The organism is Pseudomonas sp. ASL9, assembly GCF_056680335.1.
Genome location: NZ_CM155277.1, coordinates 2,299,102 through 2,312,474 on the forward strand (window position 1 = coordinate 2,299,102; position 13,373 = coordinate 2,312,474).

At 58.2% G+C, this 13,373-nt stretch carries 10 protein-coding genes, 1 tRNA gene and 1 pseudogene; 2 read left to right on the top strand and 10 right to left on the bottom strand.

Features of this window, described 5'->3' with window-relative positions; all coding sequences use genetic code 11:
- Positions 1–161 precede the first annotated feature (161 nt).
- The gene (locus AC1ME2_RS10620; RefSeq protein ID WP_480440983.1) at positions 162–2,462 is read right to left on the bottom strand and encodes a YgiQ family radical SAM protein; all 2,301 of its coding nucleotides are present in this window, start codon (positions 2,460–2,462) and stop codon (positions 162–164) included.
- 280 nt (positions 2,463–2,742) lie between these two features.
- Here AC1ME2_RS10620 and AC1ME2_RS10625 point away from each other — a divergent pair, with 280 nt between their 5' ends.
- Positions 2,743–3,927: an alginate lyase family protein gene (locus AC1ME2_RS10625; RefSeq protein ID WP_480440986.1), complete on the top strand. Its 1,185-nt coding sequence runs from the start codon at positions 2,743–2,745 to the stop codon at positions 3,925–3,927.
- A gap of 35 nt (positions 3,928–3,962) precedes the next feature.
- On the opposite strand, the gene dnaB is transcribed toward AC1ME2_RS10625, so the two are convergent.
- From dnaB to rnr, 7 genes are all read right to left on the bottom strand, one after another.
- Positions 3,963–5,357 carry a replicative DNA helicase gene (dnaB, locus tag AC1ME2_RS10630; RefSeq protein ID WP_480440987.1) on the bottom strand — a complete coding sequence of 465 codons (1,395 nt, stop codon included), beginning with the start codon at positions 5,355–5,357 and terminating at the stop codon, positions 3,963–3,965.
- Between the two features lie 109 nt (positions 5,358–5,466).
- Positions 5,467–5,913 carry a 50S ribosomal protein L9 gene (gene rplI, locus AC1ME2_RS10635; protein ID WP_480440988.1) on the bottom strand — a complete coding sequence of 149 codons (447 nt, stop codon included), beginning with the start codon at positions 5,911–5,913 and terminating at the stop codon, positions 5,467–5,469.
- 19 nt (positions 5,914–5,932) lie between these two features.
- A complete protein-coding gene (locus tag AC1ME2_RS10640) occupies positions 5,933–6,829 on the bottom strand; it encodes a hypothetical protein (protein WP_480440989.1) in 897 nt (298 codons plus the stop codon).
- A 37-nt stretch (positions 6,830–6,866) separates the two neighbouring features.
- Positions 6,867–7,097: a 30S ribosomal protein S18 gene (gene rpsR / locus AC1ME2_RS10645; protein WP_002551829.1), complete on the bottom strand. Its 231-nt coding sequence runs from the start codon at positions 7,095–7,097 to the stop codon at positions 6,867–6,869.
- A 28-nt stretch (positions 7,098–7,125) separates the two neighbouring features.
- On the bottom strand, positions 7,126–7,551 hold the full coding sequence (rpsF, locus tag AC1ME2_RS10650) for a 30S ribosomal protein S6 (RefSeq protein WP_020293663.1): 426 nt from the start codon (positions 7,549–7,551) through the stop codon (positions 7,126–7,128).
- Between the two features lie 383 nt (positions 7,552–7,934).
- Positions 7,935–8,702, bottom strand: a complete 768-nt coding sequence (gene rlmB, locus AC1ME2_RS10655) for a 23S rRNA (guanosine(2251)-2'-O)-methyltransferase RlmB (RefSeq protein ID WP_480440991.1) — start codon at positions 8,700–8,702, stop codon at positions 7,935–7,937.
- Positions 8,699–11,317: a ribonuclease R gene (rnr, locus tag AC1ME2_RS10660; protein ID WP_480440994.1), complete on the bottom strand. Its 2,619-nt coding sequence runs from the start codon at positions 11,315–11,317 to the stop codon at positions 8,699–8,701. Before rnr ends, rlmB begins: the two co-directional genes overlap by 4 nt.
- Before the next feature lie 223 nt (positions 11,318–11,540).
- Here rnr and AC1ME2_RS10665 point away from each other — a divergent pair.
- Positions 11,541–11,627, top strand: a tRNA-Leu gene (locus tag AC1ME2_RS10665).
- Between the two features lie 129 nt (positions 11,628–11,756).
- Here the strand turns inward: AC1ME2_RS10665 and AC1ME2_RS10670 are convergent.
- Positions 11,757–12,641 (bottom strand): methyl-accepting chemotaxis protein, encoded by an 885-nt coding sequence (locus AC1ME2_RS10670; RefSeq protein ID WP_480442085.1) that lies wholly within the window; start codon positions 12,639–12,641, stop codon positions 11,757–11,759.
- Positions 12,642–12,662: 21 nt separating this feature from the next.
- Positions 12,663–13,355: pseudogene (locus AC1ME2_RS10675) on the bottom strand (methyl-accepting chemotaxis protein); the annotation flags it as partial.
- Positions 13,356–13,373 lie beyond the last annotated feature (18 nt).

Sequence of the window (13,373 nt, forward strand, 5' to 3'; positions counted from 1 at the left end):
GTTGCACAGAAACAGGGCAAGACGGAGGGATTTTTACGGAGGGGAGTGTCAGTAAGGTCTTTTGTGACCGATAGGCAGTCTTCGCAGCGGGACGCGGAGTTGCAAGCCTGCTCCCACAGGTCAATGAGATCCTTGTGGGAACAGGCTTGCCTGCGAATGGCTTAGCGCGGAACCACTGGCTTGCGCACAGGGCGCTGGCTCTTGCCGCCTTTGGCGGCCTCGATACGCTCTTTGGTCGCTTGCTTGTTGCGGGCAAACGCCGCCGCTTTGGCCTCTTCGCGCTTGTCCCACGGGTTGCCGCCATCGCTGGCGCGTGGTGGCAGGCCAGTATGCTGGGTCTGAATCAGCGTGGTCTTGGCGACTTTGTGGCTGCCGACCGGCGTCGAGTTCTTGCGACGGGCGCTCTCGTAGCTATCAGTCGCAGGTTGATGCAGCGGGATCAACTGATTCTTGCCTGGCCCAATCAGGTCGGCGCGGCCCATGCGTATAAGGGCTTCACGCAGCGTCGGCCAGCCTTTCGGGTCGTGGTAGCGCAGGAACGCCTTGTGCAGTCGGCGCTGCTCTTCGCTTTTAACGATGGTGACCGAGTCGCTCTTGTAGGTCACTTTGCGCAGCGGGTTCTTGCCCGAGTGATACATGGCGGTGGCGGTGGCCATCGGCGACGGGTAGAACGCCTGCACCTGATCGGCGCGGAAACCGTTGCCCTTGAGCCACAGGGCCAGGTTCATCATGTCTTCATCGGTGGTGCCCGGGTGAGCCGCGATGAAGTACGGAATCAGGTACTGCTCTTTACCGGCTTCTTTCGAATACTTCTCGAACATGCGCTTGAACTTGTCATAGCTGCCAATGCCCGGCTTCATCATCTGGTTGAGTGGACCTTCCTCGGTGTGTTCCGGGGCGATCTTCAGGTAACCACCAACGTGGTGAGTCACCAACTCTTTGACGTACTCCGGCGACTCGACGGCCAGGTCGTAGCGCAGGCCGGAGGCGATCAGGATTTTCTTCACGCCTGGCAACGCACGGGCGCTGCGGTACAGCTGAATCAGGGCCGAGTGGTCGGTGTTCAGATTCGGGCAAATGCCAGGGAACACGCAGGACGGCTTGCGGCAGGCGGACTCGATCTCGGTGCTCTTGCAGGCGATGCGATACATGTTCGCCGTCGGGCCGCCGAGGTCGGAAATAACGCCGGTAAAACCCGGAACCTTGTCGCGAATTTCTTCGATTTCGCGAATGATCGACTCTTCGGAACGGTTCTGAATGATCCGCCCTTCGTGCTCGGTGATCGAGCAGAAGGTACAGCCGCCGAAGCAGCCACGCATAATGTTCACCGAGAAACGGATCATGTCGTAGGCCGGGATTTTCTCCTTGCCATACGCCGGGTGCGGAACACGCGCATAGGGCATGCCGAACACGTAGTCCATTTCTTCGGTGGTCATCGGAATCGGTGGCGGGTTGAACCAGACGTCCACTTCTCCGTGCTTCTGCACCAGTGCGCGGGCGTTGCCCGGGTTGGTTTCCAGGTGCAAAACGCGGTTGGCGTGAGCATAGAGCACGGCGTCAGCGCGGACTTTTTCCATGGACGGCAGACGAATGACCGTCTTGTCGCGAGTCATCCGAGGGCTGGCCAACAACTGCACAACCTTGGCTTCCTGCGGATCGTCCACCGGACCTTTTTCCTGCTCGATGGCGCAGGCCTGGGTGTCCTGGGTGTTGACGTACGGGTTGATGATCTTGTCGACCTTGCCCGGACGGTCAATACGCGTGGAGTCGACTTCGTACCAGCCTTGCGGCGTGTCGCGACGAATGAATGCAGTGCCGCGCACGTCGGTGATGTCTTCGATCTTGTGACCGTAGGACAGACGCTGGGCCACCTCGACAATGGCGCGTTCGGCGTTGCCGTACAGCAGGATATCGGCGCAAGCGTCGATCAGGATCGAGTTGCGAACCCGGTCCTGCCAGTAATCGTAATGCGCGATGCGGCGCAACGAGGCTTCGATACCGCCCAGCACGATCGGCACATGTTTATACGCTTCTTTGCAGCGCTGGCTGTACACCAGACTGGCACGGTCCGGACGCTTGCCGGCCATACCGCCCGGCGTGTACGCGTCATCGGAGCGCACTTTTTTGTCGGCGGTGTAGCGGTTGATCATCGAGTCCATATTGCCCGCAGCGACACCGAAGAACAGGTTCGGCTCGCCGAGCTTCATGAAGTCGTCTTTGGACTGCCAGTTTGGCTGGGCGATGATCCCGACGCGGAAGCCCTGAGACTCCAGCAGCCGGCCGATGATCGCCATGCCGAACGACGGATGGTCAACGTATGCATCGCCGGTGACGATGATGATGTCGCAGGAATCCCAGCCAAGCTGATCCATTTCTTCCCGGCACATGGGCAGGAAAGGCGCGGGTCCGAAACATTCGGCCCAGTACTTGGGATAGTCAAATAATGGCTTGGCTGCTTGCATGTCGATGACCGGCGTTGGTGTTCAGGGAGGCAATTTTTATCGAGAAAATCGCGGTCGCGGAATATAGCACAAAAAATAACCAATTCCGACTACGACGGTCGGCTTTAAACGATAGACCCTCGCCACGCCAGCCCCGCTAGCGGGTGTGGCAGCCCAGCTTTTTTCTTGCCTCCCACAGCGATGTCTGATTAACCCGAAGTCACGAGCTGTTGCTCCAGACACGTCGGCAGGACATGGATCGCCAGCCCGACAGGGTTTTATCATTCAGGGAATATAGGCCGTGAACCTACAACGCAGCTCCACCGTCCTGCTCGCAGGGCTCACCTTCAGCGCCGCACTGAACAGCATTGCCGCCGACTCAGCTGCATTCATTCACCCAGGGATATTGCTGAACAATCAGCGACTGGATTTTGTCCGGGAAGCCATCGAACAAGGACGCTCACCCTGGCGACCATCGTACGTGCTATTGATGGCGGATCCCCTGGCCGCTCTAGACTATCGACCATCGCCCTGGAAAACCGTCGAATGCGGGCCGTTTTCCAAGCCGGACAAGGGTTGTTCGGATGAGGTGCGCGATGCACAGGCGGCTTACACACAGGCTCTGGCGTGGTCCTATAGCGGTGAACGCAAGCATGCCGAGAACGCCGTCGCCATCATGAATGCCTGGGCCCGCACACTTGCAGGCGGGCATACCCACTCCAACGCACCGCTTCAAGCCTCATGGTCCGCGCAACTCTGGACGCGAGCAGCGGAAATCATCCGCTATCGCTCCGACGCTTGGGCGCACGTCGATATCGAGCGTTTTTCACACATGCTGCTCACCCAGTATCTACCCGACATACAACGCGGTGCCGCGCAGCGCATCGGCGTCTGTCACTACGGCAACTGGCAAGCGAGCGGTATCGAGGCGCAGCTCAATATCGGCGTATTCCTTGATGATCGCCAACTGTACGAAAAAGCCATCGCTGACTGGCGCAAACGGCTTCCAGCCTTCATTTACTCAAGCGCCGACGGCCCTTTGCCTATCGCGCCACCTGATTGCAGCAAGACAGAAGCCGAGCTGATCACGTACTGGGAGGGCCAGACTGTGTTCGTCACAGGGCACGCTCAAGAAACCTGCCGCGATCTTGAACACACCGCCTATGGATTCGCGGCGTTTATCAATGTCGCCGAAACCGCCTATATCCAAGGCATCGATCTGTATGAAGAGCAATCGCAACGACTGCGCGACGGCATGGAATTCCACACGCGCTACCGGAACGAAAAGGTCACGCCCGACTGGCTGTGCAACGGCAAGCTGGTAGGGGATCTGAACGGAACGCTTGAGGTGGCGTACAACCACTTCGCCAATCGCAAGCAGCAAGCCCTGCCTGAAACACAACGCTGGCTGCTAGAGCGACGTCCGGCACGGGGCTATTTCCACTACCTTTGGGAGACACTGACCCATGCCGAAACCGGTTCGTAATCAAGCAGCCTTGCCGCGAGTGAGTCTCTCGCGGATCAATCGTCGTCGAAGTTGTAACTGCCCGGCGCGAGGTTCTCGAAACGGGTGTATTTGCCGATGAACGCCAGCCGCGTCGTACCGATAGGTCCGTTACGCTGCTTGCCGATGATGATCTCGGCGATGCCTTTATGCTCGGTTTCCGGGTGATACACCTCGTCCCGGTAAACGAACATGATCACGTCGGCATCCTGCTCGATCGCTCCGGATTCGCGCAAGTCGGAGTTGATCGGGCGCTTGTTGGGACGCTGTTCCAGGGAACGGTTGAGCTGGGACAACGCGACCACTGGGCAGGCGAATTCTTTGGCCAGGGATTTCAACGAGCGAGAAATCTCGGAAATCTCGTTGGTACGGTTGTCACCGCTAGAGCCCGGAATCTGCATCAATTGCAGGTAGTCGATCATGATCAGGCCAACTTCGCCGTGCTCACGCACCACGCGACGAGTACGCGCGCGCATCTCTGAAGGGCTGATGCCGGCGGTGTCATCGATAAACAGTTTGCGGTCGTTGAGCAGATTGACCGCGGATGTCAGGCGTGGCCAATCGTCGTCTTCCAGCCGCCCGGCGCGGACTTTGGACTGGTCGATGCGACCCAGCGACGACAGCATACGCATGATCAGCGATTCACCTGGCATCTCCAGCGAATAGACCAGGACGACCTTATCGCTACGCAGAACCGCGTTCTCCACCAGGTTCATGGCGAATGTGGTTTTACCCATCGACGGACGACCCGCAACAATGATCAGGTCAGACGGTTGCAGGCCACTGGTTTTCTCGTCGAGGTCGGTATACCCGGTAGACAGCCCAGTAATCGCGTTGTCGGTGTTGAACAACGTGTCGATGCGATCAATGGCTTTGGTCAGCAGGTCGTTGACGCTGACCGGGCCGCCACTTTTTGGACGCGCTTCGGCAATCTGGAAGATCTGCCGCTCGGCCTCGTCGAGAATCTCGGCGGCGCTACGGCCTTCTGGATTGAACGCGCTGTCGGCGATTTCGGCACTGATGCCGATCAACTGCCGCAAGGTCGCCCGTTCACGCACGATCTGCGCGTAAGCCTTGATGTTGGCGACCGACGGAATGTTTTTTGCCAGTTCGCTGAGATAACCCAGGCCGCCGACCTGCGAGGTCTGGCCTTCCTTGTCCAATTGCTCGGCAAGGGTGACCACGTCAATCGGACTGTTTTGATCAGCCAGTTTGGCGATAGCACGGAAAATCAGGCGGTGGTCATGTCGATAGAAATCGCCGTCCGACACTTGATCGAGCACGCGCTCCCAGGCGTTGTTGTCCAGCATCAGACCACCGAGCACAGCCTGTTCGGCCTCGATGGAGTGCGGCGGTACCTTGAGGGCAGCAGTTTGCAGATCGTATTGCTCAGGCGCGGAAATATCGTTCATGGCCACACGGAATCAGGGGGAACAGAAAGACAAAAGGCACGACCTGTGAACAGGATCGTGCCCGATGTTAACCGCCTGACGAGCAAGTCGCCAGACGATTGAGTGTTGCTTAAGCCGCTACAACAATAACGCGTACAGTGGCTTCTACGTCGCTGTGCAGATGCACGGCTACGTCGAATTCGCCAATGTTACGGATAGTGCCGTTCGGCAGACGAACTTCGCTTTTTGCAACTTCAACGCCAGAGGCGGTCAGTGCATCAGCGATGTCGTGGGTGCCGATCGAACCGAACAGCTTGCCTTCGTCACCGGCGGTGGCAGTGATAGTCACTTCCAGCTCAGCCAGTTGGGCAGCGCGAGTTTCGGCAGAAGCTTTTTTGTCTGCAGCCAGTTTTTCCAGGTCAGCACGACGCTCTTCGAACGCAGCCACGTTGGCAGCGGTCGCAGCGGTAGCTTTACCGTACGGCAGCAAGTAGTTACGACCGTAACCGGCCTTAACATTTACTTTGTCGCCCAGGTTGCCCAGGTTGGCGACTTTTTCCAGAAGGATCAGTTGCATGTGAAAATCCTCTTAACTTTTAACCTTCACCGTCCGCAGATCCGTTATCGACATCTTTCGACGCGAAACGACCGCGAAAATCAATCAGGCTGTCGACGATGGCTAACACCACCAGCAACGGATAGATCAGCTGCATAAACAGCAACAGCGTTACGTACAACCCCACCAACCAGAACCTGCCAAGGTGCTTTCCAGCCACCAGGCCATGTATCAAGGCCAGCCCTGCAAACACCAGCGGTACGCTGCACAACGGTGTCAACATCGCCATCTGTGGACCGAAATTCGGCCCCAGAAGCATGCACACCAGCAGCACCAACGCCGGCACCCGCGGGAGTCTTATGCTGCGAAACTCGCTGCCAAAACCACCTGGGTTGTACAACAACGCTTGCCAGTAACGCCCAAGGATCAGGCTCAACAAACTGACGATCTGCAACAAAGCCGCTATAAGGCCATTAAGGACCGGTGCAATCAGTGCCCCCAGACGCGCTCGCTCTTCTACCGATAACTGCTGGTAGAGACCATCGAGGACTTGCGGCAGGAGTTTTTGCAACTCCAGCGCCATCGCTTCGATGGGTTCGCGGAAAACCGCACCCAGGATTACTGCATACAACAACCCCAATGCCACGCTGACCAGCAGCACGCGGACCCAGGACTGGCTGACACGTAACAACGCTGCCAACCCTAGCGAACCCAACAACACCATAAGCGTGCGGGGTTCACCGAAATACCACCAGACCAAAGCTGGCAGCAGAGCCCAGGCGAGGATGCCAACGGCATCACTCAAGCCGCGCCGCAGAAGCACAAGGCATCCTGCGGCAGCACTCAACCAGAACAACAGCGGCAACGCCGCACATCCGACCACTACGAGAGTGGCCTGCACGCGGCCGCGCATGATGAAATTAGCCATGGCGCGCATGCGTTCTATCCCTTACTACTTTGTCGACTGCCTGGTCTCAGCGGCCGTGGCTGTCGGTGTAGGCCAGCAGGGCCAGGAAGCGGGCACGCTTGATAGCGGTGGCCAGCTGACGCTGATAACGTGCTTTTGTACCGGTGATACGGCTTGGAACGATTTTGCCGGTCTCGGATACGTAGGCTTTCAGAGTGTTGAGATCTTTGTAATCGATCTCTTTCACGTCTTCAGCGGTGAAGCGGCAGAATTTACGACGACGGAAGAAACGTGCCATGTAATTGGCTCCTCAAAAGGTCCGTGGATTACTCGTCAGCGTTATCGCTGGCGTCGCTGTTGTCGCCGTCATCGCCATCGGCGCTGTCGGAGTGCTCAGGACGGTCACGACGCTCACGGCGCTCACTGCGGTTTTCTTCAGCCTTGAGCATCTCGGACTGGCCAGTAACGGCTTCGTCGCGACGGATGACCAGGTTACGGATCACGGCATCGTTGTAACGGAAGTTGTCTTCCAGTTCAGCCAAAGCTTTACCGGTGCATTCAACGTTCAGCATCACGTAGTGAGCCTTGTGAACATTGTTGATTGCATAGGCCAGTTGACGACGGCCCCAATCTTCCAGACGGTGGATTTTGCCGCCGTCTTCTTCGATCAGCTTGGTATAACGCTCAACCATGCCGCCGACTTGCTCGCTTTGATCCGGGTGGACCAAAAAGATGATTTCGTAATGACGCATGAATGCTCCTTACGGGTTGTAGCCTGCCGCTAACTAAAAAGCGGTCAGACAAGGAGTGAATGACACTGTTTGTCTTGCTCAGGGACAGGCACATGAGCGCCTGCCGTGACAGCAAGGGGCGCAATTGTAGAGAAGGGCTTGGAGAGGTGCAAGGCAATTGGTGATTATTTGAGCAGAGAGCCGCTCAGGAGCTTCAGCCATGCTTAGACAAGAACTGTAGGAGATTCCGCCCCGTCTTCGACGCCGCGCTGTCGCACAGCAAACCGGGTCCCTGTAGGAGCTGCCGAAGGCTGCGATAAGGTCCAAAGGACCTTCGCGAGACAAGCCTCATGACCACTTCGCGGTCAATCGCAGCCTTCGGCAGCTCCTACAAAAAAATCAAATCAGCCTTTTTTACCCGTTGCCGCCGCCTTGACGCTGCGCTGACGCAGCGCTTCGAACAGGCACACGCCCGTCGCCACGGAGACGTTCAGGCTGCTGACGCTACCAGCCATCGGCAGGCGCACCAGATAGTCGCAATGGTCGCGGGTCAAACGACGCATGCCTTTGCCTTCAGCGCCCATGATCAGAATCGTTGGGCCGGTCAGGTCTTGCTGATACAACTCCACCTCAGCCTCACCCGCCGTACCGACAACCCAAAGGCCGCGCTGCTGAAGCTTCTCAAGGGTACGGGCCAGATTGGTGACCGCCACCAGGGGAATCACTTCCGCCGCGCCGCAGGCCACTTTTCGTACCGTCGGCGTCAACGTCGCCGACTTGTCCTTGGGTACCACAACCGCGAGTGCACCGGCCGCATCGGCGGTGCGCAGGCACGCACCGAGGTTGTGCGGATCGGTCACGCCGTCGAGCACGAGAATCAGCGGCGCGCCTTCGGTACGGTCGAGCAGCTCGTCGAGCATGGCTTCGCCCCACACCTGACTCGGGCTGACTTCGGCAACCACACCCTGGTGCACGCCTTCGACCCAGACGTCCATTTCGCGACGCTCGGCCTGACCTACGGACACACGGTTCTCGTTAGCCAGCTGAATCAACACCTGAACCCGCGGATCATTGCGGTTTTCAGCCAGCCAGACTTGCTTGACCCGTTTTGGGTGGTGACGCAACAGCGCTTCTACGGCATGCATGCCGTAGATTTTTTCCAACTGACTCATGACTTGGCCTTAGGTTTACGCACCCCACCGCTTTTCGCAGCGGGGGCCGAGCCCGATTTTGGCGGACCCTTACGGTGTTTGCTCGGTTTGGATGACTTGGGCGACGAATCGGAATCCACTTTACTGGACTTTCCCGACGCCGCCTTTCCACCACCTTTCGCTTCTGCCAACAAGGCCTGCTTCAGCTCTCGGCTTTTGCGCACTTCCGCGTTTTTCGCGGCAGCATCACTTGGCCGATAAGCTTCAGCGACTGGCGCAGCCTTGGTCGAAGCGCCACGGCGCCCCGCTTTGGCCGGCGCAGCAGCTTTTTCCACGGCAGCAGGTTCAGCGCCACGACGCTTGCGACCAATCGGTGCGCTGATGGTTTTTTCAGCCATCTCGAAGTCGATCTTGCGTTCGTCGAGATCGACGCGCATGACCCGCACTTCAACGGTATCGCCCAAGCGGAAACTACGACCTGTACGCTCGCCCGCCAAGCGGTGATGGACCGGATCGAAGTGGTAGTAATCGCCCGGCAAGGCAGTGACGTGCACCAGACCTTCGACGTAGATATCGGTCAGCTCGACGAACAGACCAAAACCGGTAACCGCCGTGATCACACCTGGGAACGACTCACCCACGCGGTCTTTCATGAACTCGCATTTGAGCCAGTTGACCACGTCGCGAGTGGCCTCGTCGGCACGGCGCTCGCTCATGGAACATTGCTCGCCCAACTGCTCCAGAATCGCTTCATCGTACGGATAGATGCGCGCTTTCGGGATGGTCATGGCACCTGCACGACGAACGTGCGGGGTGTCTTGCTTGGAGTGGATCACGCTACGGATAGCCCGGTGCGTGAGCAAGTCCGGGTAGCGACGAATCGGCGAAGTGAAGTGCGTGTATGCCTCGTAATTCAGGCCGAAGTGACCCTGGTTATCCGCGCTGTACACCGCCTGACTCAACGAGCGCAGCATCACGGTCTGGATCAGGTGGAAATCCGGACGATCCTTGATGCTTGCCAGCAGCGCCTGGTAATCCTTCGGCGACGGACCGTCTTTGCCCTTGTGCAGCGACAGACCCAGCTCGCCGAGGAAAGCCCGGAGTTTCTCCAGACGCTCTGGCGGCGGACCATCGTGCACGCGGTACAAGGCAGGAATTTCGTGCTTTTTCAGGAATTCAGCCGTGGCCACGTTGGCCGCCAGCATGCATTCCTCGATCAGCTTGTGAGCATCGTTACGCGTGGTCGGCCGGATTTCGGCGATCTTGCGCTCAGTGCCGAAGATGATCCGGGTTTCCTGGGTTTCGAAATCGATCGCGCCACGGGTATGGCGGGCGCTCAGCAGCACCTTGTACAGCGCATAAAGCTGCTTGAGGTGCGGCACGACGCCAGCGTATTCGCTACGCAATTCCTTGGCTTCAGTGGTTTTCGGCTGTTCCAGGATTGCACTGACCTTGTTGTAGGTCAGACGAGCATGGGAGTGAATGACTGCTTCGTAAAACTGGTAATCGGTCATCTCACCGGTTTTGGAGAGGGTCATCTCACAGACCATGGCCAGGCGATCGACGTGCGGGTTCAGCGAGCACAAGCCGTTGGACAGCTGCTCGGGCAACATCGGAATCACGCGCTCGGGGAAGTACACCGAGTTGCCACGCACTTGCGATTCAGCGTCCAGCGCCGAACCGATCTTGACGTAGCTCGATACGTCGGCGATGGCCACGTACAGCTTCCAGCCACCGGAAAACAGACGCAGCTTGCCAGGCCTGGCTTCGCAGAAGACCGCATCGTCGAAGTCGCGGGCATCTTCGCCATCAATGGTAACGAACGGCAGATGACGCAGATCGACGCGGTGTTCCTTGTCTTTCTCTTCGACTTCCGGCTTGAGCTTGGCGGCTTCTTTAAGTACCGCTTCAGGCCAGACGTGCGGGATGTCGTAGGTGCGCAGGGCGATGTCGATCTCCATGCCGGGCGCCATGTAGTTGCCCACTACTTCGACCACATCACCTTGCGGCTGGAAGCGCGGCGTCGGCCAGTGAGTAATTTTCACCTCGACGAACTGACCAATCTTGGCGCTGGAATTGCGTCCCGGAGTGATCAGCACTTCCTGCTGGATCTTTGGATTGTCAGGCACGACGAAACCAATGCCGCTCTCTTCGAAGTAGCGACCAACGATGGTTTCGTGAGCGCGGGAGATCACTTCGACGATCACGCCTTCGCGACGACCTCGACGATCAAGACCAGAAACACGCGCCAGTGCACGATCACCGTCGAACACCAGACGCATTTGCGCCGGGCTCATGAACAGGTCATCGGTACCATCATCCGGAATGAGGAAGCCGAAGCCATCACGGTGACCGGTGATACGGCCAAGGATCAGGTCGAGCTTATCCACAGGGGCATACGTGCCCCGGCGTGTGTATATCAACTGAGCATCGCGCTCCATGGCGCGCAAGCGGCGACGCAGGGCTTCGAACTGGTCTTCAGTTGTCAGGCCAAACTCTTCCACCAATTGCTCGCGACTCGCCGGAGACCCTCGATCGGCAAGATGCTGCAAAATCAGCTCACGGCTGGGGATAGGGTTTTCGTATTTTTCCGCTTCACGAGCGGCCTCGGGATCGAGGGACTGCCAATCGGCCATTAGAATGAGTTCACCTTATCTATATATATTTAGTTTGGCATATACCGGATTGAAACGCGAAGACACCATTCGCCATCTCCGTTCGCTATTTCAAAAATATTTTTCACCACGGGGGTTTACAGGTACTAAGCTCCTCCGTATGATGCGGCCCACAACGACGGCAAACGTTGTTGTAGTTGAAAGTAAACAATAGCTTAACCGCTGTTGCTGAACCCAACGAACTGCCCAGATGGTGAAATTGGTAGACACGCCAGCTTCAGGTGCTGGTGACCGCAAGGTCGTGGAAGTTCGAGTCTTCTTCTGGGCACCAATTCAAACAAAACCGAGCCTCGTGCTCGGTTTTGTGTTTTCTGCGTTTGATATTCTAGATCAACCATCAGAAGCCGCCACCTCAGGGTGCGCCCGGCACACCCTCTTCTAATTCAATAGTTCCGAGTTGTTAAGCGCGGAACTGACCCAGGCTGGCCTTCAATTGTGCCGCCAGACCATCAAGCACTTTACCGCTGGCTGTGGTTTCCACAACCGCCTGAGCCGCGCGCTGAGCCTGAGCATGAATAACTTCCACCCGCCCTCTCACCGCGTGCGCCCCTTGCGCCTGATGCGCCGCAGCCTGAGTTGCAAGGCCAATGGCGGCATGCACCTGCTCTACCGACGCCTGTACCGTCAATTGCAGCTTCGCGCTGTTACGCAGCACTGCCAGACCCTCATTTGCCTGTCGACCTGCCAGACCAATGGCTGCCACCGCTTCTTTGGCGCCCTGCTGCAAGGCCCCAATATGCGCCTGGATATCGCCCGTAGAGCGCTGAGTCTTGCTGGCCAGTGCACGCACTTCGTCCGCCACCACCGCAAAACCGCGACCGGTTTCACCCGCCCGAGCCGCCTCGATCGCCGCGTTAAGGGCCAGCAAGTTGGTTTGCTCGGCGATGCCGTGAATAACGGTCAACACCACTTCAATCTGCTCGCTTTGCTGCGCCAGACGCTCAATGACCTTGGCGCCAGTATCGACCTGCCCCGCCAGCGCTTCGATCAAGTTACCCACCTGCGTTGACGTCCGCGTGTTTTCGTCGGTCGCCACTCGAATGTCGACGACCTGCTTCAAGGCCGCCTGCATCGCATTACTTTCTGCCTGAGCCTCATCCGCCATCTGCGAAAGCGCTTTGAGGCTCGCAGCCACCTCATCACGCTGCAGCTCAGCCGCCTTGCCCGACCCGGCGTTACGCAGGCTCAGGGCGCCGATTTCCACCCCGGTACGCTGCGCCACATCACCCGCCTCGCGCACAATGGGTTGAAGTTTATCGACGAAGCGATTAACCGCTGACGCCATGTCACCGATTTCATCGTCGCTATTGAGCTGCACCCGCTTGGTCAAATCACCCTCACCGGCCGCAAGATCATCCAGGGCGGCAATCAGCAGGTGCAACTTGCTCACGACCCGGCGCCCGAGCACCACAGCCAGTAGCAGTAACACGCCAAGACCAACCAGCGCCAGGCCCAGACCGATCCGCCAGCGCAAGGTGGCTGCCGCTTCCTGAACCGTAACGCTGGTATTGGCGGCCATTGCCGTAGCGGCGGTCTGCGCCGACTGCAAACGCGTACGCAACGCCGCCGAACTATCGGCCGCAGCCCCCACCAGACTGTCAGAAACCAACTGCTCGCCGCTGACGATCAATGCCGAGAAGCGCTTATCCAGAGCAGCAAGGTTCTCCTCGACCGCCGCCGTGGAGACGCCCATCAACACCTTGCCAATCTCGACGCCATTCGGGCTAATTGATGCTTCGACGTAATAAACCGAAGGGTCATTCTTGGCGGCGCTCAGGACTTTATCCATAGGCCGCTCACCCTCCCCCTTGGCGAGTAAGGCCTTGATCTGCGGGCTCTCACGATTCAGGTAGCGGGTCAGGTGCTCACCCTGCGCATCGTCATAAATAACAAACAATACGTTGGGATTGCGCTGAGCGCGGCGGGCAAACTCCGACAGGGTCGGCGTATCGTTATCCCACATGGCACGCGGGGCGACTGCCGCCAGCAACTGCGCCATGTCGTTAGCCGAATCTTG